The sequence below is a fragment of the Burkholderia sp. BCC1047 genome (assembly GCF_902833155.1).
GTDB classification, from domain to species: domain Bacteria; phylum Pseudomonadota; class Gammaproteobacteria; order Burkholderiales; family Burkholderiaceae; genus Burkholderia; species Burkholderia sola.
Map to the genome: position 1 here is coordinate 44,447 of NZ_CADFEH010000014.1, position 23,759 is coordinate 68,205.

General features: G+C 69.6%; 19 protein-coding genes. 13 read left to right on the forward strand and 6 right to left on the reverse strand.

The annotated features are described in order from the left end of the window. The first annotated feature begins 13 nt into the window (after positions 1 to 13). Entirely contained in the window at positions 14 to 1,048 is a 1,035-nt protein-coding gene (locus HWX55_RS16340) for an AraC family transcriptional regulator (protein ID WP_050012025.1), read from the forward strand. Positions 1,049 to 1,097: 49 nt separating this feature from the next. After that, on the forward strand, positions 1,098 to 1,943 hold the full coding sequence (locus tag HWX55_RS16345) for a GIY-YIG nuclease family protein (RefSeq protein ID WP_175976486.1): 846 nt from the start codon (positions 1,098 to 1,100) through the stop codon (positions 1,941 to 1,943). A gap of 54 nt (positions 1,944 to 1,997) precedes the next feature. Here the strand turns inward: HWX55_RS16345 and ppa are convergent, their stop codons facing one another. Further along, the gene (gene ppa / locus HWX55_RS16350) at positions 1,998 to 2,525 is read right to left on the reverse strand and encodes an inorganic diphosphatase (protein WP_006489643.1); all 528 of its coding nucleotides are present in this window, start codon (positions 2,523 to 2,525) and stop codon (positions 1,998 to 2,000) included. A gap of 438 nt (positions 2,526 to 2,963) precedes the next feature. On the opposite strand from ppa, the gene HWX55_RS16355 reads away from it, so the two are divergent. The 4 genes from HWX55_RS16355 to HWX55_RS16370 all read left to right on the forward strand — a co-directional run bounded on the left by HWX55_RS16355 (position 2,964) and on the right by HWX55_RS16370 (position 7,054). Further along, positions 2,964 to 4,403: an aldehyde dehydrogenase family protein gene (locus HWX55_RS16355; RefSeq protein WP_175976487.1), complete on the forward strand. Its 1,440-nt coding sequence runs from the start codon at positions 2,964 to 2,966 to the stop codon at positions 4,401 to 4,403. A gap of 85 nt (positions 4,404 to 4,488) precedes the next feature. Next, positions 4,489 to 5,247, forward strand: a complete 759-nt coding sequence (locus HWX55_RS16360; RefSeq protein ID WP_175976488.1) for an SDR family oxidoreductase — start codon at positions 4,489 to 4,491, stop codon at positions 5,245 to 5,247. Between the two features lie 96 nt (positions 5,248 to 5,343). Continuing rightward, a complete protein-coding gene (locus HWX55_RS16365; protein WP_175976489.1) occupies positions 5,344 to 6,648 on the forward strand; it encodes an MFS transporter in 1,305 nt (434 codons plus the stop codon). A gap of 40 nt (positions 6,649 to 6,688) precedes the next feature. Beyond that, positions 6,689 to 7,054, forward strand: a complete 366-nt coding sequence (locus HWX55_RS16370; RefSeq protein ID WP_175976490.1) for a DUF4180 domain-containing protein — start codon at positions 6,689 to 6,691, stop codon at positions 7,052 to 7,054. 116 nt (positions 7,055 to 7,170) lie between these two features. On the opposite strand, the gene HWX55_RS16375 is transcribed toward HWX55_RS16370, so the two are convergent. Genes HWX55_RS16375 through hemC form a run of 3 tightly spaced genes read right to left on the reverse strand, consistent with a single transcriptional unit; the run spans position 7,171 to position 11,335 of the window. Next, the gene (locus HWX55_RS16375) at positions 7,171 to 8,358 is read right to left on the reverse strand and encodes a heme biosynthesis protein HemY (RefSeq protein WP_175976491.1); all 1,188 of its coding nucleotides are present in this window, start codon (positions 8,356 to 8,358) and stop codon (positions 7,171 to 7,173) included. 2 nt (positions 8,359 to 8,360) lie between these two features. After that, a complete protein-coding gene (hemDX, locus tag HWX55_RS16380) occupies positions 8,361 to 10,331 on the reverse strand; it encodes a fused uroporphyrinogen-III synthase HemD/membrane protein HemX (RefSeq protein WP_175976492.1) in 1,971 nt (656 codons plus the stop codon). Further along, a complete protein-coding gene (gene hemC / locus HWX55_RS16385) occupies positions 10,331 to 11,335 on the reverse strand; it encodes a hydroxymethylbilane synthase (protein WP_175976493.1) in 1,005 nt (334 codons plus the stop codon). The genes hemDX and hemC overlap by 1 nt, the downstream gene beginning before the upstream one ends. 208 nt (positions 11,336 to 11,543) lie before the next feature. Here hemC and ppc point away from each other — a divergent pair, with 208 nt between their 5' ends. Further along, positions 11,544 to 14,573 (forward strand): phosphoenolpyruvate carboxylase, encoded by a 3,030-nt coding sequence (gene ppc / locus HWX55_RS16390; protein ID WP_175976494.1) that lies wholly within the window; start codon positions 11,544 to 11,546, stop codon positions 14,571 to 14,573. 133 nt (positions 14,574 to 14,706) lie between these two features. On the opposite strand, the gene HWX55_RS16395 is transcribed toward ppc, so the two are convergent. Beyond that, complete coding sequence (locus HWX55_RS16395) at positions 14,707 to 15,459, reverse strand: class I SAM-dependent methyltransferase (protein ID WP_175976495.1); 753 nt, start codon at positions 15,457 to 15,459, stop codon at positions 14,707 to 14,709. A 226-nt stretch (positions 15,460 to 15,685) separates the two neighbouring features. On the opposite strand from HWX55_RS16395, the gene HWX55_RS16400 reads away from it, so the two are divergent. Further along, positions 15,686 to 16,495, forward strand: coding sequence for a helix-turn-helix transcriptional regulator (locus tag HWX55_RS16400; RefSeq protein WP_175976496.1), 810 nt, complete (start codon positions 15,686 to 15,688; stop codon positions 16,493 to 16,495). 7 nt (positions 16,496 to 16,502) lie between these two features. Here the strand turns inward: HWX55_RS16400 and HWX55_RS16405 are convergent, their stop codons facing one another. Next, positions 16,503 to 17,498 (reverse strand): spore coat protein U domain-containing protein, encoded by a 996-nt coding sequence (locus HWX55_RS16405; RefSeq protein WP_175976497.1) that lies wholly within the window; start codon positions 17,496 to 17,498, stop codon positions 16,503 to 16,505. A 296-nt stretch (positions 17,499 to 17,794) separates the two neighbouring features. Between HWX55_RS16405 and HWX55_RS16410 the strand changes: the two genes are divergently transcribed. The 5 genes from HWX55_RS16410 (at position 17,795) to HWX55_RS16430 (ending at position 23,747) form a co-directional block, all read left to right on the forward strand. Next, positions 17,795 to 18,331 (forward strand): spore coat U domain-containing protein, encoded by a 537-nt coding sequence (locus HWX55_RS16410; RefSeq protein WP_175976498.1) that lies wholly within the window; start codon positions 17,795 to 17,797, stop codon positions 18,329 to 18,331. Between the two features lie 6 nt (positions 18,332 to 18,337). Beyond that, positions 18,338 to 19,048 carry a molecular chaperone gene (locus HWX55_RS16415; protein WP_175976499.1) on the forward strand — a complete coding sequence of 237 codons (711 nt, stop codon included), beginning with the start codon at positions 18,338 to 18,340 and terminating at the stop codon, positions 19,046 to 19,048. A 70-nt stretch (positions 19,049 to 19,118) separates the two neighbouring features. After that, a complete protein-coding gene (locus HWX55_RS16420; RefSeq protein ID WP_175976500.1) occupies positions 19,119 to 21,461 on the forward strand; it encodes a fimbria/pilus outer membrane usher protein in 2,343 nt (780 codons plus the stop codon). An 89-nt stretch (positions 21,462 to 21,550) separates the two neighbouring features. After that, the gene (gene argH / locus HWX55_RS16425) at positions 21,551 to 22,960 is read left to right on the forward strand and encodes an argininosuccinate lyase (protein WP_175976501.1); all 1,410 of its coding nucleotides are present in this window, start codon (positions 21,551 to 21,553) and stop codon (positions 22,958 to 22,960) included. 103 nt (positions 22,961 to 23,063) lie between these two features. Next, the gene (locus HWX55_RS16430) at positions 23,064 to 23,747 is read left to right on the forward strand and encodes an HAD family phosphatase (protein ID WP_050012043.1); all 684 of its coding nucleotides are present in this window, start codon (positions 23,064 to 23,066) and stop codon (positions 23,745 to 23,747) included. Positions 23,748 to 23,759: the final 12 nt, after the last annotated feature.

The following is a 23,759-nucleotide window of genomic DNA, read 5'->3' on the forward strand; positions in this document are numbered from 1 at the left end:
CAGGGAGACAGACATGGAGTTGCAACAGAAATCGGTATCCGTCCGGATCTACCGCTGGCTGTGCGAAGACGCGCGTGCGAACGGCATCGATCCGGCACCGCTTTACGAAACACTCGGCATCGGGCCGGCCGAGCTCGCCGACGACACGCGCCGCATCGCGGGCGATCGGCACGTGGCCGCGCTCCAATTGATGGACGACTGGCCGCTGTCGTGGCACCGCCCGCCGCCGCAGGTCGTGCCGTGGCTCGTGCCGTTTCCCGAACTCGCGGGCATCACGTGCAACGCGGCGACGCTGCGCGACGCGCTGCACGGCTACCTGCACTATCGCGAGCTGATCGGCAACGTCGACTGGGTGTTCGCGCACGAGAACGGCGACGCGATCGCGCTCGAGTACGTGAACGAAGGCGACGGCCGGCACGCGGGCAGCGCGTTCGCGAACCTCGCGATCCTCGCGGCGCTCGCGCGCCTGTACGACCCGCACGTGCGCGTCGACGACGCCGCATTCGCCGGCCGCGCGTTCGCGCCCGTTGCCGCGCTGCGCGACATGCTCGGCGCGCCGGTATCGTTCGATGCCTCACACAATCGCATCGTGCTGCGCTCCGCGCACTTCGACACGCCGTTCGAGCGCTACAACGCGCCGCTCGCCGGCATCCAGCGGCATGCGGCCGACGCCGCGCGCGAACGCGTGCGCGCTCGCTCGACGTTCGGCTCGTCGGTCGAGCAATGCGTGCGCGACTGGCTGCGCACGTCCGACGACGCCGACGTGCCGACCGATACGCTGATGCAGCACGTCTGCACGCGCTTCGCGATGTCGCGCTGGACGTTGCGCCGGCGCCTGCATCGCGAAGCGGTCGGTTTCCATGCGCTCGTCGCGCAGGCGCGGCTCGGCGAGGCGCGCGACCTGCTGCTCAATACGCAGTTGCCGATCGGCGAGATCGGCGTGCGCGTCGGCTTCCGTTCGACGAGCGCGTTCACGCGCTTCTTCACGCGCGAACTCGGCGCGGCGCCGAGCCGCTTTCGCGACGGGCACGGCGACCGGCGGCGTTGAAGCCCGTTTTTTCTGAGACACTGGCGGCTTCGCATCCCGCCGCCCTGCCATGTCCTGGTTTCTGTATCTGATCGAATGCGCCGACGACAGCGTCTACACGGGCATCACGACCGATGTCGCCGCGCGCTTCGACGAACATGCGTCCGGCAAGGGCGCGCGCTACACGCGCTCGCGCAAGCCGCGCGCGGTGCTCGCGGCGTTTGCGCTGCCCGACCGGTCGAGCGCGTCGCGCGCCGAATACTGGGTGAAGCGGCTCACGCCCGCGAAAAAGCGCGAGCTCGCGGCTGGATTGCGCACGCTGGAGTCGGTGTTGCCGGCGGTGGTCACGCTCGACGAGAACGGCGACACAGCCGGGACGAAGGTGACGGCGCGCGGGCGGAAGAAGGTGAAGGCGGAAAATGTCGACGCTGCGGCGGAGACGGCTGCAACGGAACAGGTTGCCGGAAAAAAGGTGAAGGCCGGGAAAGTGGTCGGGGCAGCAACGGCCGCGAAGACGGCGAAGCCTGCGAAGGGCAAACAAGCATCGAAGTCGACGAAGGCGAGTCAAGCCGCACCGGACGCGAAACGTGCTGCAAAACCAGACGGCGATGCAGCCGCAAAAAAGACGTCGTCGCGTCGCACACCGGTAAAGAAAACCGACCTGCCCGCATCCGCGTCGTCAAAGAGGAAGGCACCGGCCGCCGCCGGCAAACCCGCCGCGAACGCACGCGAAGACGCCGCTTCCGCACCGGCCCGCCGTCGTTCGGCCACGAAAGCCGCCGAAGCGACCGCGCCGTCCGTTGCCGCGCCCCGCGCGAAACGCGCGAAGAACGCACCGGCTACCTCGCTGCCGCCCGTCTCCGCGTCCGCCCGCCGGAAAACCGCGCGCGCAAAACAAAACCGCGCGGCCTCCTGACGAGACACGCGCGGTTCGCGTTCCGCACGAGCCGGCCGTCGGCCGGCACGCCGCTTACTTCTTGTAGTTCGCGGCGCCGTCGGTGATTTCCTTGTGCGCGGCTTCGATGCCGGCCCAGCCTTCGACCTTCACCCACTTGCCCTTCTCGAGGGCCTTGTATTGCTCGAAGAAGTGCTTGATCTGGTCCTTCAGGTACTCGGGCACGTCGTCGATCGTCTTCAGGTTCGCCGTCATCGGGCAGATCTTGTCGTGCGGCACCGCGACCAGCTTCGCGTCGACGCCCGACTCGTCGGTCATCTGCAGCATGCCGAGCACGCGCGAGCGCACGATCGAGCCGGCCAGCAGCGGGAACGGCGTGATCACCAGCACGTCGACCGGATCGCCGTCGCCCGACAGCGTCTGCGGGATGTAGCCGTAGTTCACCGGGTAGCGCATGCCCGTACCGATGAAGCGGTCGACGACGAGGAGGCCCAGTTCCTTGTCCGCCTCGTACTTCACCGGATCGCTTTGCGCGGGAATCTCGATGATCACGTTGAAATCTTGCGGCAGGTCCTTGCCGGCCGGAACATGATTGAAGCTCATGAGCACTCTCTGTAGGTCGATGGGAATTCGGGACAGGGCGCCGCGGCCGATGCACGGCCGCGGGCGTCCCCCAAAAAGGAATGCGCCATTATAGCCAATCGACCGGTGGCGTCCGGATGACGATCGGCGCGATAATCGTTCCGGATGTCGGGCTGTTGAACCGGCGACGACGTGGCAGGTTGATCACAAAGCGTCGGCCCGAGTCGGTGCCAAGGCGCCGACCCGGGCCGACCGCGGTGCGTGGGGGCCGGGCAAGCGCTGAAGCGCTTGCTTGAGTCGACCGCTATGCACGGGACCCAAAGAAGCACTAAAGCGCTAACTTGGGTCGACCGCTATGCATCGGACCCAAAGAAGCGCTAAAGCGCCAACTTGGGTCGACCGCGTTGCATGGGACCCAAGTAAGCGCTAAAGCGCTAACTTGGGTCGACAGGAGGAGGCATGGAAGAGGCGAAGCACTTCATCGCGGGCGAATGGACGTTGCCCGCGCAACTGGAAACCATCGCGGTCGTCGATCCGTCCGACGGCCAGCCGTTCGCGACGATCGCACGCGGCACCGCGCCCGACATCGAGCGCGCGGTCGCCGCGGCCCGCGACGCGTTCGCGGGCCCGTGGGGCGCCGCGAGCGCCGCCGAACGCGGCCGCGCGCTGATGCGGCTGTCGGCGCGCGTGGCCGATTCGATCGAGGAACTCGCCGCGATCGAGGCGCGCGACACCGGCAAGCCGCTGAAGCAGGCGCGCGCCGATGCCGCCGCGCTCGTGCGCTACTTCGAGTTCTATGCGGGCGCCGCCGACAAGCTGCACGGCGAAACCCTCCCCTACCAGGCCGGCTATACGGTGCTGACGGTGCGCGAGCCGCACGGCGTCACGGGCCATATCGTGCCGTGGAACTACCCGATGCAGATCTTCGGGCGCAGCGTCGGCGCGGCGCTCGCGGCCGGCAATGCATGCGTGGTCAAGCCGGCCGAGGACGCGTGCCTGTCCGTGCTGCGCGTCGCCGAGCTGGCCGCCGAGGCCGGGCTGCCGGCCGGCGCGCTCAACGTCGTCACCGGCTACGGCCATGAAGCGGGCGCCGCGCTCGCCCGCCATCCGGGCATCGATCACATCTCGTTTACGGGTTCGCCGGCCACCGGCAAGCTGGTCACGCAGATGGCGGCCGAGAACCACGTGCCGGTCACGCTCGAACTCGGCGGCAAGTCGCCGCAAATCGTGTTCGCCGATGCCGATCTCGACGCGGCGCTGCCCGTGCTCGTGTCCGCGATCGTGCAGAACGGCGGGCAAACCTGCTCGGCCGGCAGCCGCGTGCTGATCGAGCGCGCGGTGTACGAGCCACTCGTCGAGCGCCTCGCCACCGCGTTCAACGGGCTGCGCGTCGGCCCGAGCCGCGCCGATCTCGATTGCGGCCCGCTGATCAACGCGAAGCAGCAGCAGCGCGTGTGGGATTTCCTGTCCGACGCCCAGCACGACGGCATTCCGATGGCCGGCCACGGGCAGGTCGTCGCCGACGCACCCGAAACCGGCTTCTACCAGGCACCCGCGCTGTTGCGCGACGTGCCGCCGTCGCACCGGCTCGCGCAGGAGGAAGTGTTCGGCCCCGTGCTCGCGGCGATGCGTTTCGTCGACGAGGACGAAGCCGTCGCACTCGCGAACGGCACGCCGTACGGCCTCGTCGCGGGCATCTGGACCCGCGACGGCGCCCGCCAGATGCGGCTCGCGCGGCGCCTGCGCGCGGGCCAGGTGTTCATCAACAACTATGGCGCGGGCGGCGGCGTCGAGCTGCCGTTCGGCGGCGTCGGCCATTCGGGCCATGGCCGCGAGAAAGGTTTCGAGGCACTGTATGGCTTCACCGCGCTGAAGACGATCGCGATCCGGCACGGCTGAACGCGCGGCGCGAGACACGCGGCCGGCCACGCCCGGCCGCAGCGCGACACACGACGACTCTCATGACCCGCACAGGAGACACACCATGCGGTTGAGCGGCAAGACGGCCATCGTCACGGGCGGCGGCTCGGGGTTCGGCGAAGGCATCGCGAAGACCTATGCGCGCGAAGGCGCGAACGTCGTCGTCAACGACCTGAACGGCGCGGCGGCCGAGCGCGTCGCGAGCGAAATCGCGCTCGCGGGCGGCAAGGCGATCGCGGTGGCCGGCGACGTGTCGAAAGAGGACGACTGGCGCGCGCTGCTGCAGGCCGCGCTCGACGATTTCCATTCGGTGCAGATCGTCGTGAACAACGCGGGCACCACGCACCGCAACAAGCCCGTGCTCGACGTGACGGAGGCCGAGTTCGACCGCGTGTACGCGGTCAACATGAAGAGCCTGTTCTGGTGCGTGCAGACCTTCGTGCCGTACTTTCGCGCACAGGGCGGCGGCGTGTTCGTGAACGTCGCGTCGACGGCCGGCGTGCGGCCGCGCCCGGGCCTCGTCTGGTACAACAGCACGAAGGGCGCGATGATCACCGCGAGCAAGTCGCTCGCGGCCGAGCTCGGCGCCGACCGCATCCGCGTGAACTGCATCAACCCGGTGCTCGGCGAAACCGCGCTGATGACCGAGTTCATGGGCTGCGAGGACACACCGGACAATCGCCGCCGCTTCCTCGCGACGATCCCGCTCGGCCGCTTCTCGACGCCGCAGGACATCGCGAACGCCGCGCTGTATCTTGCGTCCGACGAAGCCGAATTCATCACCGGCGTGTGCCTCGAAGTCGACGGCGGGCGCTGCATCTAGTCGTACCGGGACGCTCGATCGCCCCGTCCTGCTTCGCACGAAACCGGATCGGACGCCGCGGCGTCTGCGCCGGCCAACTATAAAACAGGAGACAACATGGCAACATCGACGCAATCGCTGCCGGGCTCGTCCGGCGCATTCGAGGAAGCAACCTATCGCAAGGTGTCGTGGCGGCTCCTGCCGCTGCTGCTGCTGTGCTACGTGGTCGCGTATCTGGACCGCGTGAACGTCGGGTTCGCGAAGCTGCAGATGGCGAGCGACCTGAACCTGAGCGATACCGTGTACGGGCTCGGCGCGGGGATCTTCTTCTTCGGCTATTTCCTGTTCGAGGTGCCGAGCAACATCATCCTGCACAAGGTGGGCGCCCGCGTGTGGATCGCCCGCATCATGGCGACGTGGGGCGTGATCTCGATCCTGACGATGTTCGTCACGACGCCCGCGATGTTCTACGTGATGCGCTTCCTGCTCGGCGTCGCGGAAGCAGGCTTCTTCCCCGGCGTGATCCTCTACCTCACCTACTGGTATCCCGCGCACCGGCGCGGCCGGATGACGACGTTCTTCATGACGGCCGTCGCGCTGTCCGGCGTGATCGGCGGGCCGATCTCGGGCTTCATCCTGAAGGCGTTCGACGGTGTAAGCGGCTGGCACGGCTGGCAATGGCTGTTCCTGCTCGAAGGCATTCCGTCGGTGCTCGCCGGCGTACTCGTGTTCTTCGCGCTCGACGAGCGGATCGTGAAGGCGACGTGGCTGACCGACGAAGAAAAGGCGCTGCTCGCCCGCAACGTCGACGCGGAGGAAGCCACCAAGGAAGACCCGCCGCTCGGCGCCGTGATGTCGAGCCCGCGCGTCTGGCTGATGGCGCTGATCTATTTCTCGTTCGTGATGGGGCTCTACGGCGTCGGCTTCTGGCTGCCGACGATCATCAAGGCGACGGGCGTGACCGACACGGTCATGATCGGCCTGCTGTCGGCGATTCCGTATGCGGCCGCGGTGGTCGCGATGATCCTGATCGCGCGCAGCGCGGACAAGCGCCGCGAACGCCGCTGGCACCTCGCGATTCCGGCCGCGATCGGCGCGCTCGGCCTCGTGCTGTCGGTAATCTGGGCCCACCAGACGGCGCTCGCGATGCTCGGCCTCACGCTCGCGACGATCGGCATCCTGACGACGCTGCCGCTGTTCTGGAGCCTGCCGACCGCCTTCCTCGGCGGCACGGCCGCCGCGGCCGGCATCGCGATGATCAACTCGATCGGCAACCTCGCGGGCTTCCTGAGCCCGTACCTGATGGGCTGGCTCAAGCAGGTAACGGGCAGCAACGATGCGGGCATGTACATGCTGGCCGGGTTCCTCGTGCTCGGCGGGCTGCTGGCGCTGTCGGTGCCGAAGCGGCTCGTCGACAAGTGATGCGCGGCGCGTAACGATCATGTCGACAGAGCCAACCCGCATGCCCGACCGAATCGTTCAGGCCGCCGGCAACCGCGTGCTGGTCCGGGATCCTTCCGCTGGCCTCGTGCAGCGGGAAAGCGATGCGCTCGACCTCATCGCGCTCGCGCACGAGCATGAAGCCGACTGGATCGCGATCGCCACCGACGCACTGCACGACGACTTCTATCGGCTCGACAGCGGGCTGGCCGGCGCCGTGCTGCAAAAGCTGACCAACTACGGCGTCCGGCTCGGCGTGATCGGCGATATCGACCGCTGGCTCGCGCGCAGCGAAGCGCTGCGCGCGCTCGTTCGCGAGTCCAATCGCGGAAAATCGGTCTGGTTCGTCCCGAGCGAGAACGATCTGCTGCGCAGGCTCGGCGCATAACGCGCCACGCGCCCCGCTGCCTCGCGACGAACGAAAAAAGCCCCGAAGGCCGATCGGCGTTCGGCGTTCGGCGTTCGGCGTTCGGGGCTTTTTACGCGGCGCGGCGCAGCGCAGCGTCAGACCACGGTGATCGCGAGCGCGCTTTCGCGGTAGTGCTTCGCGGCCTTGTCGGTTTCGCCGAGCTGCTCGAACAGGCGGGCGAGCGCACGATGCGCACGCACCTTCAGCGCCTCGTTGTCGGCCAGCTTCAGCGCCGATTCGAGGAACGACTGCGCCTTGCCCCACAGCTGCTGCTGCTGGCAGAGGCGGCCGAGTGCGAACAGCAGGTCGGCATCTTCCGGATGATCCTTCTTCCAGCCTTCGGCCTTCTGGATCAGCGGCAGCGCATCGGCGCCGGCCGTGTCCGGGTAACGGCGCAGCAGGCGCGCATCCCAGTTGTGCGCGAGCGCGTCCTCGACGATGCGGCGCGCTTCGTTGCGGCGCTCGAGCGGCACGAGCAGCTCGGCCGCGAGATCGGCCAGGCGCGGCGACTGGCGCTCGACCGGCGACAGCGACTGCCACACTTCGAGCAGCGCATCGGGGTCGTGCCGGCGCTCGCGCAGCAGGTTTTCCGCCGCCTGCTGGCGCAGCCGCACGGCCGCGGCCGGATGCAGCGCCTCGCGCTTTTCGAGCGCCTTCGCGAGCTTCAGCACCTCGGCCCAGTTCTTCAGTTGCTGCTGCGCACGCAGCGCGACCTGCTGCGCATGGATGCGCTTGCCGCCGGCCTGCATGTCGGCCAGCGCGGCGAGCGCGCCGTCGGCGTCGCGCGCATCCGCGCGCATGTCGGCCGCGGCGAGCAGCCGTGCATCCTGCCATTCGGGCGCGTCGACCTTCGACAGCCAGTCGTCGCGGCGCGTGTACTCGTGCATCCGGTGCGCGGCCGTGGCGCCGACGAGACTCGCGGCGCCCAGGTTCGCATCGACCGACAACGCTTCACGCGCGGCCTTCTCCGCACGCGAGAAGCGGCCCGCGTACAGGTTCGCGATCGCATCGCGCAGCGACGCCTGCGCCTTCTCGTTGCGCGAACGCGCGCGATACGCGGCGACCCGCTGCGGCATGCGCCAGATGTTGCGCACGATGCGCAGCAGCGCGTACACGACGATGAACAGCACGACGATGGCGATCACGAACAGGTTCAGCGACACGTCGATCCGGTACGGCGGATAGACGAGCAGCACCTGCCCCGCGTCGAAACGGCCGACGGTGGCGAGCGCCGCGGCGATCGCGAACAGGACCGCGAGCCAGGCGATTCCTCGAAGCGTCATCGTTACCCCCGGCTCTTGAACTGCTGAACGGCGTTCAGGCTCGTGTTCAGGTTCGGCACCGCAACCGTCAGCGATGCGCCGTCAACCTGCCTGAGCAGATCCTCGACGGTCTGCGTGTCCTTCGACGCCTGATCGAAATACTTGCCGAGCGACGCCTGCGCGGCGTGCAGGTCGGCCTTCATCGCGCTGTCGTTGCGCGCCAGCAGCGACAGCCGCGCGGTGAGCAGGCGCAGCTTCACGTTTTCGCGCACGAAGTAGCCCTGGTCGGGCGACGCGAGCATCGCGTCCGCGTTGTCGATCCGGCGCACCTGCACGAGGCCCTTCAGTTGCTGGCCGAGGCCGGCCGAGAACGCGTGCCACCACACCTTCCAGCGCGGCTCGCCGGCGGCGACCGACGACGCGGCGTCGGCCGGCGCGGCCTTCGGCGCCGCGTGCGGCACGATCGCCTCGCCGGACAGCGGCAGCGCGTCGATCCTGGCGATCGCGTCGTCGAGCTTGATCGCGAGGCCGGTGAGATCGGCTGCCGGCGCGGCCTTCAGCTTCTCGATGTCCTGCGCGAGCGCCTTGCGCACCGTGACGGCCTGCGCGCTCTGCGACGTCGCGAGACGCGCGTCGGCGTTCTGCAGCGCGATCAGCGCGAGCTGCGTGTTGCCGGTCAGTTGAAGCTGCTGGCTCGCGCTGGACAGCATCTGGTCGACTTCCTCGAGCATCCACGCATCGCGGTTGCGCGACAGGTCCTGGTATTGCTGCTGCAGCGCCTGCTGCGCGCTCTGCGCATCGGCGAGCTTGCCGTCGAGCTGCGCGAGCTGCGTGTCGACCTGGTGCGTGCTGGCGAGCGCCTGCTCGGTCTTCGTCCGCGTTTCGGCCGCTTGCGCGTCGAGCGCCTTCTGGCGCGCGACGAACGTGCCGTCGAGCCGGTCGATCTTGCGGTTCAGCGCGTAGCCGCCGACACCCGCCGCGCAGCCGAGCACGACGACGACGAACCACAGCACCGCGCTGCCGCCGCGGCGCGCACGCGGTTCGGGCGCGCGATAAGGAGGGCTGGACGGCGGCGCGGAGGCAGCGGCCGGCTGGGAAGCGACGCTTTTGGAATCGTTGGTATCTGTCATGCGTTTAGTCACCGGTGCGGCTGTCGCCGGTTGGACGGCCTCGTCGGCCATCGTTCGAAACGCGCGGACGATGCGCTCATCGCCCGCGCCGGTCAGCGTAATCCTATCAAAACCCAATGCGCGCGCGGTCTGCTCGATCCGCGGGTGCGGCGTGACGAGCGGCGCATGCTTCAGCGCGTCGATCTCGGCATCGTTCAGGTGGGCCCGCGCGAGCGCGTGCAGGTTGCGCACGCCTTCCGAGCTCGTGACGAGCCACCCGTGCGGCCGGCCGTCGAGCAGCGCGTGCACGCGCTCCCACGCGCCGACGCGCGGCTCGGGCACGACACGGCGGTACGCGGCGACGAGCGTGACGTCCGCACCGGCCTCGCGCAGGCGCTCGGCGAGCCATTCGCGCCCGCCGTCGCCGCGCACGATCAGCACGCGCTTGCCCGCCAGCGCCTGCGCGCCGCCGAACGCGGCGTCGATGCTCGCGAACAGGCTTTCCGAATCGTAATGGGGCACGCCGCCGTCGGCCGGCGCCTGCGGCGCGATCACGCGATGCGCGGGCGCCGCGATGCCGTGGCGCTCGAGCGCCGCGACGCTGCCGGGCCCGACCACGCCGACCGGCAGCGCGTTCGGCCAGATCGCGCCGTAGCGCGCGAGCGCGCGGTCGATCGCGTTCGGCGACACGAAGATCACCAGCGCGTAGTCGGCCAGCGCCGCGAACGCGGCGTCGAGCGGCGCCGGATCGTCGACCGGCGCGATATCGATCAGCGGGAATTCGAGCACGTCGCAGCCGGCATCGGCCAGTTGCGACGCAAGCGCGTCGGACTGGCCGTCCGGACGCGTCAGGACAGCGGTGAACGCGCGCGCGCCGCCCGCCATCAGGCGTCGCCCTTGCCCGCGGCCTGCGAGCTCGCGAGCAGCGCCTGGACGATGTCGAGCGCGCCTTGCGCCTCGAGTTCGTCGGACACCGCGCGGCCGAGTGCGAGCGCATCGGCGACGGTCACGACCGCGCCGCACGCGTCGGCCGTCAGCACGCGCTTGCCGTCGGTGGTCGACACGCGGCCCGTCAGGTACAGCTCGCCCGCGCGCCACACCGCGTGCGCGGCGAGCGGCACCTCGCAGCTGCCGCCGAGCGCGCGCGACACCATCCGCTCGGCTTCGACCGCGAGCGCGGTCCGCGGGTCGTGCAGCGGCGCGAGCCACGCGGCGACGTCGTCGCGGTGCGCGGCGATCTCGATGCCGAGCGCGCCCTGGCCGGCCGCGGGCGGGCTGGCCTCGACGTCGAGCAGCGCACGGATCCGCGCTTCGAGGCCGAGGCGCTTCAGGCCGGCGGCGGCGAGGATGATCGCCGCGTAGTCGCCGCGGTCGAGCTTCGCGAGGCGCGTGTCGAGGTTGCCGCGCAGCGGCAGGACCTCGAGATGCGGATAGCGCGAACGCAGCATCGCCTCGCGACGCAGGCTCGACGTGCCGACGACCGCGCCGGCCGGCAGCGCGTCGAGCGACGCGTAGTCGTTCGACACGAACGCATCGCGCGGGTCTTCGCGTTCCATGATCGCGGCGAGCGAGAAGCCGTCGGGCAGCGCCATCGGCACGTCCTTCAGCGAATGCACGGCGAGATCGGCGCGGCCGTCGGCCAGCGCAGCCTCCAGCTCCTTCACGAACAGGCCCTTGCCGCCGACCTTCGACAGCGTGCGATCGAGAATCTGATCGCCGCGCGTCGTCATCCCGAGGATTTTCACGTCACAAGCTGGATATAATTTGCGCAGCGCATCACGCACATGTTCGGCTTGCCACATCGCCAGGCGGCTCTCGCGCGAAGCAATCGTCAACGTCGCGGGCGGCTGTGCCTGCTGCGGCCCGGCCGCGGGGGTCTCGGAATTCATTGCTGGAACATCGAAGGACGGGATTGAAGATCGAACAATGGTAGCACGCACGCCCCGGCCCGCCCGGGCCCGAAGCCTGCGCCCGGCCTGCTTCCGCGCGGGTCGCGGCGCCGTTGTGCGGATGTGTCGGACGTAGCTGGTTGCTTGACCGCAGTTCCCGCAGTTTCCGCAGTTCCTTTTGACTCGAGCTTTCCCAAGGAAACCCATCGTGAAGTCTTCCGGATCGGCGCGTACGGCGCGCCGCAATGCTGCCTTGCCCTCCCCCGATGCCCCGACGGCCACGCTCGCGACCGCCGCGAACGGCCGTGCGAAAACGGCAACGAAACCTACGGCAACGAAACCGAAAGACCCGATACGTCAGACAAAACGCGCGACGAAAGCCCCCAGCCCCGCCGCCCGCCAGGCCGTCGCGCCGAAGGCCGGCACCCGCACGCGCGACGACAAGGACCGCCCGCTGTTCGAGGACATCCGCTTCCTCGGCCGCCTGCTCGGCGACGTCGTGCGCGAACAGGAAGGCGATACGGTATTCGACGTGGTCGAGACGATCCGCCAGACCGCGGTCAAGTTCCGCCGCGAGGACGACAGCGAAGCCGCGCAGACGCTCGAGAAGAAGCTGCGCAAGCTGACGCCGGAGCAGACGGTGAGCGTCGTGCGCGCGTTCAGCTATTTCTCGCACCTCGCGAACATCGCGGAAGACCGCCACCACAACCGCCGCCGCCGCATCCACGCGCTGGCCGGCTCCGCGCCGCAGCCCGGCACGGTCGCGTATGCGCTCGACCAGCTGAAAACCACCGGCAACGCGTCGAAGCGCCTGCTGCAGCGCTTCTTCGACGATGCGCTGATCGTGCCGGTGCTGACCGCGCACCCGACCGAAGTGCAGCGCAAGAGCATTCTCGACGCGCAGCACGACATCGCGCGCCTGCTCGCCGAGCGCGACCAGGAGCTGACCGCGCGCGAGCGCCAGTACAACGAAGCGATGCTGCGCGCGCGCGTGACCGCGCTGTGGCAGACGCGCATGCTGCGCGACTCGCGCCTGACGGTCGGCGACGAGATCGAGAACGCGCTGTCGTACTACCGCGCGACGTTCCTCGACGAGCTGCCCGCGCTGTACGGCGACATCGAGGCCGCGCTCGCCGAGCACGGGCTGTCGGCCCGCGTACCCGCGTTCTTCCAGATGGGCAGCTGGATCGGCGGCGATCGCGACGGCAACCCGAACGTGACGGCCGCGACGCTCGACGAGGCGATCAACCGCCAGGCCGCGGTGATCCTCGAGCATTACCTGGAACAAGTGCACAAGCTCGGCGCCGAGCTGTCGGTGTCGAACCTGCTGGTCGGCGCGAACGACGCAGTGAAGGCCCTCGCGGCAGCATCGCCCGACCAGTCGCCGCATCGCGTCGACGAACCGTATCGCCGCGCGCTGATCGGCATCTACACGCGGCTCGCCGCGAGCGCGCGCGTGCGTGTCGGCGAAGGCACGGTGCCCGTGCGCAGCGCGGGCCGCGGCGCGCCGCCGGTGCGCGCGATTCCGTACGAGGATTCCGAAGCATTCGTCGCCGATCTGAAGGTGCTGACCGCGTCGCTCGACGAGCACCACGGCGCGTCGCTCGCCGCGCCGCGCCTCGCGCCGCTCGTGCGCGCGGCCGAAGTGTTCGGCTTCCATCTGGCGAGCATCGACCTGCGCCAGAGTTCCGACATCCACGAGGCGGTGGTCGCCGAGCTGTTCGCGCGCGCGGGCGTCGAGGCCGACTATGCGGCGCTCGCCGAGGAAGACAAGCTGCGCGTGCTGCTCGCCGCGCTCGCCGATCCGCGCCCGCTGCGCTCACCGTACCTCGACTACTCGGCGCTCGCGCAGAGCGAGCTCGGTGTGTTCGAGAAGGCGCGCGAGGTCCGCGCGCAATTCGGTGCGCGTGCGGTGCGCAACTACATCATTTCGCATACGGAAACCGTCAGCGACCTCGTCGAGGTACTGCTGCTGCAGAAGGAGACGGGCCTGCTCGAAGGCACGCTCGGCGTGCCGGGCAGCGACGCGCGCAACAGCCTGATGGTGATCCCGCTGTTCGAGACGATTCCCGACCTGCGCGACGCGTCGCGCATCATGCGCGAATACTTCGCGCTGCCGGGCATCGACGCGCTGATCGCGCACCAGGGCGCCGAGCAGGAAGTGATGCTCGGCTATTCGGACAGCAACAAGGACGGCGGCTTCCTCACGTCGAACTGGGAGCTGTATCGTGCGGAACTCGCGCTCGTCGACCTGTTCCGCGAACGCAAGATCACGCTGCGGCTGTTCCATGGCCGAGGCGGCACGGTCGGCCGCGGAGGCGGCCCGACCTACCAGGCGATCCTGTCGCAGCCGCCGGGCACGGTGAACGGCCAGATCCGCCTGACCGAACAGGGCGAGGTGATCGCGAGCAAGTTCGCGAACCCGTCGATCGGCCGGCGAAACCTCGAGACGGTCGTCGCCGCGACGCTCGAGGCGTCGCTGCTGCCGCAGTCGAACGCGCCGGCACAGTTGCCCGCGTTCGAGGCCGCGATGCAGACGCTGTCCGATTCGGCGATGGCCGCGTACCGCGCGCTCGTCTACGAAACCCCGGGCTTCACCGACTACTTCTTCTCGTCGACGCCGATCACCGAGATCGCCGAGCTGAACATCGGCAGCCGCCCGGCGTCGCGCAAGCTGCAGGATCCGAAGCAGCGCAAGATCGAGGATCTGCGCGCGATTCCGTGGGGCTTCTCGTGGGGCCAGTGCCGGCTGCTGCTGACCGGCTGGTACGGCTTCGGCAGCGCGGTGAGCGCGTATCTCGACGGCGCGCAGGACGACGCCGAACGCGCGAAACGCGTGACGCTGCTGAAGAAGATGAACAAGACCTGGCCGTTCTTCGCGAACCTGCTGTCGAACATGGACATGGTGCTCGCGAAGACCGATCTCGCGGTCGCGTCGCGCTATGCGCAGCTCGTGTCCGACCGCAAGCTGCGCAAGCACGTGTTCGAGCGGATCGTCGCGGAATGGGAGCGCACGTCGCAGGCGCTCGCGGAAATCACCGGGCAGGAAGGCCGCCTCGCGACCAATCCGCTGCTCGCGCGCTCGATCAAGAACCGCTTCCCGTATCTCGATCCGCTGAACCACCTGCAGGTCGAACTGATCAAGCGTCACCGCGCGGGCGACACGAACGCGCGGCTGCGCCGCGGGATTCACCTGACGATCAACGGGATCGCGGCCGGCCTGCGCAACACCGGCTGATCCGCGGGCCGCGCGGCGCCGGACGTGTTCGGCGCCGGCCGGGATAACGAAAGCCGCGATACGCGTCCGTGCGTATCGCGGCTTTTGTCATGCTGCGACGAAACGGCGCAACGGCGCAACGCGCGCCGCACGCTCAGTGCGCGTCGATCAGCAGCGCATCGTGCTCGAACGAACCGTTGGCCTGCACCGCGTAATAGCCGCGCACCTCGTCCGGCGCATGCGCCCACAGCGCGCGAATGCCGGCGACGCTGTCGGCCGGCGTGCGGATGCGCGCGACCCACGTGTCGAAATCGATCGGCAGCCGCCAGCGGCTGTGCACCTGCGCGTCGAAACCGGCTGCGCGGAACATCGCGAGCCATTCGTCCGCGCGGTAGTCGCGCACGTGCGACGCGTCGCGCAGCACTTCCGCGGCCTGCAGATACGTATCGAGCAGCGGATGGTCGTTGCCTGCGATGTCGATCATCAACACGCGGCCGCCCGGCTTCAGCACGCGGCGCACCTCGGCGAGCGCCGCGCGCATGTCATGCCAGTGATGCGCGCTCATCCGGCTCACGACCCAGTCGAACGTCGCGGTGTCGAACGGCAGCCGCTCGGCCGGACCCTGCTGCGTGCGGATGTTCGCGAGCCCGCGCTCGCGCGCGGCCGCGTCGACGGTCGCGAGCATCGGCGCGGCGAGGTCGTACGCGACCACGTCGCGCACGTGCGGCGCGACCGCGAAGCTCGCGTGACCGGCGCCGCAACCGAGGTCGAGCACCGCCGCATCGGGCGTCGCACGCACCGCGTCGGCGAGCGTCTGCAGGTCGGCGCCCGTCGCATGAACCGTGCTGGTCAGATAGGCGGCGGCCGTCGTGCCGAATGCGTCGGCGACCTGGTCGTGGTGTTTCATCGTTCGCTCCTTTCCTGGATGCAGCGGGCCGAACCGGGCGCTTCAGCGCGCGATCCGGCCCCGTGCACCGTATTGTGGGGGACGCGCGCTGCCCTGCCAGCGCACGAGCCGCTACAATAGGCCTGCGTTTGTACCAGTACAAGTTAAGCAGTTATTCTGGTATTCGATCCACCTGTCTGATCGTTTGATCGTTGCCGCGTTTTCGCTTCCACTTTGCCGTTTCCGCATGAGCCAGCTCTCTTCCGTCCCCGTCCCGCCGCTCGACGCCACGCCCGCCCGCGCGCTCGGCGAATTCATCCGCGCCCACCGCGAGCGGCTGTCGCCGCAGGCCGTCGGCCTGCCGCCCGGCCCGCGCCGCCGCACGCCGGGGCTGCGGCGCGAGGAAGTCGCGCAACTGTGCGGCGTCAGCCCGACCTGGTACACGTGGATCGAACAGGGCCGGCCCGTGTCGGCCTCGGCCGACGCGCTGGCCCGGATCGCCGTCGCGTTGCAGCTGTCGAAGGCCGAGCGCGCGTATCTGTTCGAGCTCGCCGCGCAGCGCGACCCGGCCGAGCCCGACGTCGCGGGCGGCGACCTGCCGCCGACGCTCGCCGCGACCGTCGCGGCGATCGCGACGCCCGCCTACGTGCTCGACCGCCAATGGAACGCGCTCGCGTGGAATGCGCCGGCTGCCGCGCTCTTTTCCGGCTGGCTCGACGGCGAGCACGACCGCAACCTGCTGCGCTTCACGTTCATGTCGCCGGCCGCGCGCACGCTGATCGTCGACTGGGAGACCCGCGCGCGGCGGCTCGCCGCCGAATTCCGCGCCGATGCGATCCGCCACCTGACCGATGCGCCGACGCGCGCGCTGATCGACGCGCTGACGGCCGGCAGCGACGCGTTCGCGCAGTACTGGGCGTCGCAGGACGTGTTCGAGCGCGAAGGCGGGCTGCGCGAATTCGACCATCCGGCCGACGGCCGCGTCGTGTATCAGCAGATCACGCTGAAGCCCGCGCATCGAGAAGATCTCAAGCTCGTCGTGCTGGTGCGCGACTGAGCGTGGCTCAGAAGCTGATCGTCGCGGTAATCGTATCGCTGTAGTTGCCGGGCGCCGGCGTCGCCTGCGCGGGCACGCGGCCGTACACGGTGATCGCCTGCGCGAACCCGCTGCCGGTGCCGGTCGCCATCGACGTGCCGGCGGTGCCGTCGCCCCATGGCTGCGTGAAGCCGCTGTCCTGATAGAGCTGGTAGCTGACCGACCCGCCGCCCGCGCGCTGCATCGTGCGGGCGGCGACGTTGCCGCTGCCGCCGCCGTTCAGCGCGATCCGGAATGCGTCGCCGTTCGTGCAGCGCGCGCTGATCGAGCCGCTCGCGGTCAGCGCGGACGCCAGCACGCCTGCCGGCGGAAACGCGACGCCGGTCGCGCTGATGATGCAGTTGTTGACGACGGTGGCGGTCGTCGTAACCGTCATCGTGCCGGCCGTCGACTGCGACACGCACGGTGTCGGCAGCACGCCGAGCAGCGAAAAACTGTAGCTGTAGGCGGCCTGGTTGCCGCTGAAACTCTGCGTATAGACGGTGCTGTCGTTGTTCACGGTCGGCACGGTCGGCTGGTTCGGCGCGATGCGGCCGTAGATGGTCACGTTCGCACTCGCGGACGTGCCGAGCGCCGGTTTCGTCAACGTCAGCGAGATCGGCGTCGTGCCGCTGCTCACGGCGCCCCAGGCCTGCGAATAGCCCGCGTCCTGATACAGGTCGTACTGCATCTGGTTCGTCCCGTTGCTCAGGTAGCGCGGACTCGTGCCGCCGAGGTTCACGCACACGAGCACGCCGGTGTTCAGGCTCAGCGCGTCCCACGTGCAGTTCACGGTCATCGTGGCGGTCGTCGTGTACGCCTGTTGCGTGATCGGGCTGACCGAGCCGAAGCTCGGCGCCGGCGGCGTCACCGTGCACGTATCCGCACGCGCCGGCATCCAGGGCATGCCGAGCAGCGCGGCCAGCAGCAGGTACGCGAGCGCGCGCATCCAGCGGCGCGCCAGGTCGAAGCCGTCATCCGCCATGCATCTCCCCGAAAAAAACCGTCCGCCCGATCGGGTTCGCGGACCGGGTCGCGCCGTCATCGTATCGGTCCGCGCATCGATCGTTCGCACCGTTACTTGATCCATATCAATAGGCCGATGGAATCCGTCCGCCCCCCCGGACAATGCACGCCAGGTCGGCGTTTTCTCCATTGCGCGCGACCGAACCGGTGGAGTAGTCTTCCTCCAACGACAGAGCGGTAACGGCGACCGGCAACAGACCACGCGGCAGGCACTCCGCGGCCGGGCGACCCCTTGAACGGCAGGAGACAATCATAATGATAGATTCCCGACGTCGTGTTTTTTCAGCCATGCTCGCAGCCACGTTCGCATTCGTGCCGGTGCTGCAGCCCGTCACCGTTGCCGCAGTCTATTCGAACGGCACGGCCACCGCGCAATTCAACGTCACGCTCACGATCCAGGCGAACTGCACGATCGCCGCGAACCCGCTTGCATTCGGCACGACCGGCGTGCTCGCGTCGACGCTCAACCAGCAGACGACGGTCTCCGTCACCTGCACGAACTCGACGCCCTACAACGTCGGGCTCGACGCCGGCGGGGTAACCGGCTCGACCGTCGCCAGCCGGTTGATGGGCGGCACCACGACCGGCAATACCGGCACGACGGTCGGCTATCAGCTCTATCAGGACTCGGGCCACTCGACGATCTGGGGCAATACGCAAGGCACCGACACGGTGGGCGGCACCGGCACCGGTTCCGCGCAGGTGCTGAACGTGTACGGCCAGGTGCCCGCGCAGGCGACGCCGAAGCCCGACACCTACCAGGCCTCGGTCACCGCCACCGTCTATTTCTGACGGAGCGTGCGATTGTTCCCGCGCGCGTTGGCCGCGCTGTGCGTCGGGTTGGCGGCGGCGGTCTCGCATGCCGCCACGCTGCAGATCACGCCCGTGACGATCGAGCTGCCGCCATCGGCGGCCGCCGCGAGCATGACGCTCAGCAACCCGGGCGGACGGCCGATCTACGGCCAGGTCCGCACCTATCGCTGGACGCAGGAAAACGGCGCCGACGTGATGACGCCGACCGACGCGCTCGCCGCGTCGCCGCCGCTGCTGCAGATCGACGCGAACGCCGAGCAGTTGATCCGGCTCGTGCGCACGCGCCGCGGCGCACCGGCCGCCGAGGAGAGCTATCGCGTGCTGATCGACGAACTGCCCGCGCCGGGCACGCCGGTCGACAACGGCGTGACGATCCGGCTGCGCTATTCCGTGCCCGTATTCGTCGAACCCGATGCCGCGCCAGCGTCCCCGCGCCTCGACTGGCGCGTCGAACCCGACGGGACCGCCATGCGGCTCGCGGTCGACAATCGCGGCGGCCGGCGGGCGCAGATTTCCGCGGTCCGGCTGGTCGATGCGCGAGGCGGCGTCCACGAGGTCACGCGCGGGCTGCTCGGCTATGCGCTCGCGGGCAGTACGCGACGCTGGCCGCTCAAGCTCGACGCCGGCGCGCCGTTCGTCAAGATCCAGGCGACCGTCAACGCGCAGCCGGTCGAAGCCCGGCTGACGGCGCCCTGAGCCACCCGAGCAGGATCGCACGACGGTGCCCGTGCCGACGCCGAGCAAGACCCTCCGGCCCGACTGCCCCGTGCGACACGCCGGGCCCGGCCGGCCCACCGCCGCGCCGCTGGCGCTGGCGCTGACACTGGCGCTGCGCGCGCTCGCCGTATGCGCGCAGCCGGCGCCGGTGCCGCCCGCCGCCGCGTCCGAAGCCGCGGCGCAAGCCGACGGGCTGTATCTCGACGTGTCGCTCAATGGCGAACCGACGCACCGGATCGCCGGGTTCCGGCAGATCGACGGGCGGCTGTATGCGGCGTCCGCCGACCTGAACGACCTGGGCATCGCGACCGGCGGCCCCGCGAACGCGCCGTCGAACACGCTCGTCGCGCTCGATACGCTCGCGGGGCTGCACTACGACTACGACGCCGGCCGGCAGACGCTCGACCTGCGCGTGCCCGATGCACTGCGCATTCCGCACACGTTCGATACGCGCGCGCTCGCCGCCGCGCCGCCGGCCACGTCCGGCCGCGGCTTCGTGCTGAACTACGATGCGTACGCGCAAACCGTCGCGCACGCACCGCTCGCGGTCTGGAGCGAGGCGCGCTATTTCGATCCGGCCGGCGTATTCAGCAGCACCGGCATCGCGTACCTGTACGACGATCGCCGGCGCTACGTGCGCTACGACACGTCCTGGACCCGCTCGAATCCCGGCACGCTCACGACGACCCAGGTCGGCGACACGATTTCGTCGTCGCTGTCGTGGACGCGCTCGCTGCGCCTGGGCGGCGTGCAGTGGCGCAGCAATTTCGGCCTGCGCCCCGACCTCGTCACGTTTCCGGTGCCGGCACTGTCCGGCAGCGCGGTCGTGCCGACGTCGGTCGACCTGTACGTGAACAACGTGCGCCAGTTCAGCGGCAACGTGCCGAGCGGGCCGTTCGTGATCAACAGCGTGCCGGGCATCACCGGCGCGGGCAACGCGACGGTCGTCACGCGCGACGCGCTCGGCCGCGCGATCGCGACGTCGATTCCGCTGTACGTCGATACGCGCCTGCTCGCGCCCGGCCTCGCCAGCTATTCGGTCGAAGCCGGTTTCCTGCGCCGCGCGTACGGCACCGATTCGTTCGACTACGCGCGCACGCCGGCGGCGAGCGCCTCGCTGCGCTACGGGATCAGCGAGCGGCTGACCGTCGAAGCGCACGGGGAAGCGACGGCCGGCGTCTACAACGCCGGCGCCGGCGTGCTCGCGCGCCTCGGCGAGCGCGGCGTGGCGAACGCGTCGCTGGCGCTCAGCGCGCCGGGCAGGACCGGCGTGCAGGCCGGCATCGGCTACCAGTACGTGACGTCGCGCTTCTCGATCGACGCACAGACGCTGCGCGCATTCGGCGACTACGTCGACCTGGGCAGCCGCGAAGGCGTGCCGGTCTCGCGCGCCACCGATCGCGTGACGGTGTCGTTCCCGTTCCTGCGCGCGCAAACCCTGTCGTTCAGCTATCTGGCCCTCAAGTATCCGGGCGTCGCCGCGTCGCGGATCGGCTCGCTCGCTTACCTCGTCAACCTCGGCGGCCTGACCTCGATCACGTTCAGCGGCTTCCAGGACTTCCGGCAACGCGACGCGCGCGGCTTCTTCGTGAGCCTGAGCATCGGGCTCGGCGGCAACACGTCCGTCTCCGCGAACGCCGGGCGGCAGAACGGCGAATCGACCTACACGCTCAACGCATCGCGGCCACCCGACTACGGCGGCGGCTTCGGCTGGAACGTGCAGGCCGGCGCCAACGCGGGCACGCGCTACGGGCAGGGCCAGCTGCAGTATCTCGGCCGCGCCGGCCAGCTCACGCTGCTCGCGCAATCGTTCGACGGGCGCGGCAACGCGGCGGCCGACGTCACGGGCGCATTCGTGCTGATGGACGGCCGGGTGATGACGGCGCGCCGCGTCGACGACGGCTTCGCGCTCGTCTCGACCGACACGGGGCGCGTGCCCGTGCTGCACCAGAACCGGCCGATCGGCGCGACGGACCGGGCCGGCTACCTGCTGGTGCCCGACCTGAATGCGTACCAGAACAATCGCGTCGCGATCGACGGCAGCGCGCTGCCGGCCGACGCGCGGATCGCCGACACGACGCTCGACGTCGTGCCGCAGGCCCGCTCCGGCGTGCTCGCGCACTTCGCCATCACGCGCTACAGCGCCGCGTCGATCGCGCTGCACGCATCCGACGGCACGCCGCTTCCGCCGGGGCTCGAGGTCCGCCACGTCGAAAGCGGCCAGCGCACGATCGTCGGCTACGACGGCCTGACCTTCGTCGACGGCCTCGTCGAGACCAACCACCTGGAGATCTCCGGCGGCGGCCGCGACTGCACCGTCGAATTCGCGTACCGGCGGCCGGACGACGGCACGCTGCCGCGCATCGGCCCGCTGACCTGCAGCCCGCGGTAGCGCGCGCCGGCCGCCCGCCGCGCGAATGTTAGAATCGCGGGATTCCCTCGGCGGCGCCCAGCCGCCCAACTCCCCTTCGAAGAATCGCCATGACGTCCCAACTGCACAAAAAGGGCGAGGCCTGGTCGGCCCGCTTCTCGGAACCGATGTCGGAGCTGGTCAAGCGCTACACGTCGTCGGTGTTTTTCGACAAGCGCCTCGCGCTCGTCGACATCGCCGGCTCGCTCGCGCACGCGAACATGCTCGCCGCGCAGAAGATCATCAGCGCCGACGACCTGGCCGCGATCGAACGCGGGATGGCGCAGATCAAGGGCGAGATCGAGCGTGGCGAATTCGAATGGCAGCTCGACCTGGAAGACGTCCACCTGAACATCGAGGCGCGCCTGACCGCGCTGATCGGCGATGCCGGCAAGCGCCTGCACACGGGCCGCTCGCGCAACGACCAGGTCGCAACCGACATCCGCCTGTGGCTGCGCGGCGAGATCGACCGCATCGGCGGCCTGCTGAACGACCTGCGCGGCGCGCTGATCGATCTCGCGAAACAGAACGCCGACACGATCATGCCGGGCTTCACGCACCTGCAGGTCGCGCAGCCGGTCACGTTCGGCCACCACCTGCTCGCGTACGTCGAGATGTTCTCGCGCGACGCGGAACGCATGCGCGACTGCCGGACCCGCGTGAACCGCCTGCCGCTCGGCGCGGCCGCGCTCGCGGGCACCAGCTACCCGATCGACCGTCATGCAGTGGCGAAGACGCTCGGCTTCGACGGCATCTGCGCGAACTCGCTCGACGCGGTGTCCGATCGCGACTTCGCGATCGAATTCACCGCGGCGTCGGCGCTCGTGATGACGCACGTGTCGCGCTTCTCCGAGGAACTCGTGCTGTGGATGAGCCCGCGCGTCGGCTTCATCGACATCGCCGACCGCTTCTGCACCGGCAGCTCGATCATGCCGCAGAAGAAGAACCCGGACGTGCCCGAGCTCGCGCGCGGCAAGACCGGCCGCGTGAACGGCCACCTGATGGCGCTGCTCACGCTGATGAAGGGCCAGCCGCTCGCGTACAACAAGGACAACCAGGAAGACAAGGAGCCGCTGTTCGACACGGTCGACACCGTCGCCGACACGCTGCGAATCTTCGCCGAGATGGTCGCCGGCATCACCGTGAAGCCGGACGCGATGCGCGCGGCCGCGCTGCAGGGCTTCTCGACGGCCACCGACCTCGCCGACTACCTGGTCAAGCGCGGCCTGCCGTTCCGCGACGCGCACGAAGCCGTCGCGCACGCGGTGAAGATCTGCGACGACCGCGGGATCGACCTCGCCGACCTGACGCTCGACGAAATGAAGCAGGAACTGCCGAACGTCGCGCACCTGATCGGCGACGACGTGTTCGGCTACCTGACGCTCGAAGGGTCGGTCGCGAGCCGCAACCATCCGGGCGGCACCGCGCCCGACCAGGTGCGCGCGGCCGTCAAGGCTGCCCGCGCCGCGCTCGGCAAGTAACCGCTGCCGTTCCGGACGGACGCCTTCGGCGTCCGTTTTTCATTCGGGCGGCCGTCGCGCCGCCCGTCGCCTTCCCCGCCTCACCGCTTCACGGACGCCCACGATGACCTTTTCCGCCGCGCTCTTCGACATGGATGGCCTGCTCGTCGATTCCGAGCGGACCATCATGAACACGTGGATCGACGTGTCGAACGCGCACGGCGTCGTGCTGACCGAGATCGATTACCTGCAGATCGTCGGCCGCTCGTTCGCCGAAGGCCAGGTGATCCTCGCGCGGCTGATCGGCGACGCCGACACGTTCGACGCGGTGCGCATCCGCGTGCGCGAGCAACTCGCCGCACCCGAACCCCATCCGAAGTTTCCGCTGAAGTCGGGCGCGCTTGCGCTGCTCGAAACGCTCGCGCAGGCCGGCATTCCGTGCGCAGTCGCGTCGTCGTCCGCGCGCGACGTGATCCGTGCGCGGCTCGACGCGGTCGGCGTGCTGCCGTTCTTCCGCGCGATCGCGGGCGGCGACGAAGTCGCGCGCGGCAAGCCCGACCCGGCCGTCTACCGGCTCGCGGCCGAGCGTCTCGGCGTGCCGGCGCACGCGTGCGTCGCGTTCGAGGACAGCGACTTCGGCGCGCAGTCGGCCGCCGGCGCCGGCGCCGCGGTCGTCACCGTGCCCGACCTGAAAGCGCCGACGCCCGACATCGTCGCGCTGAGCCTGCACGTGCTCGCGTCGCTCGACGACGCGGTCGCGCTCGTGCCGTCGTGGTTCGGGCTGCAGGGCATGTCGCAGCCCGCGTAGGCGATACACGCT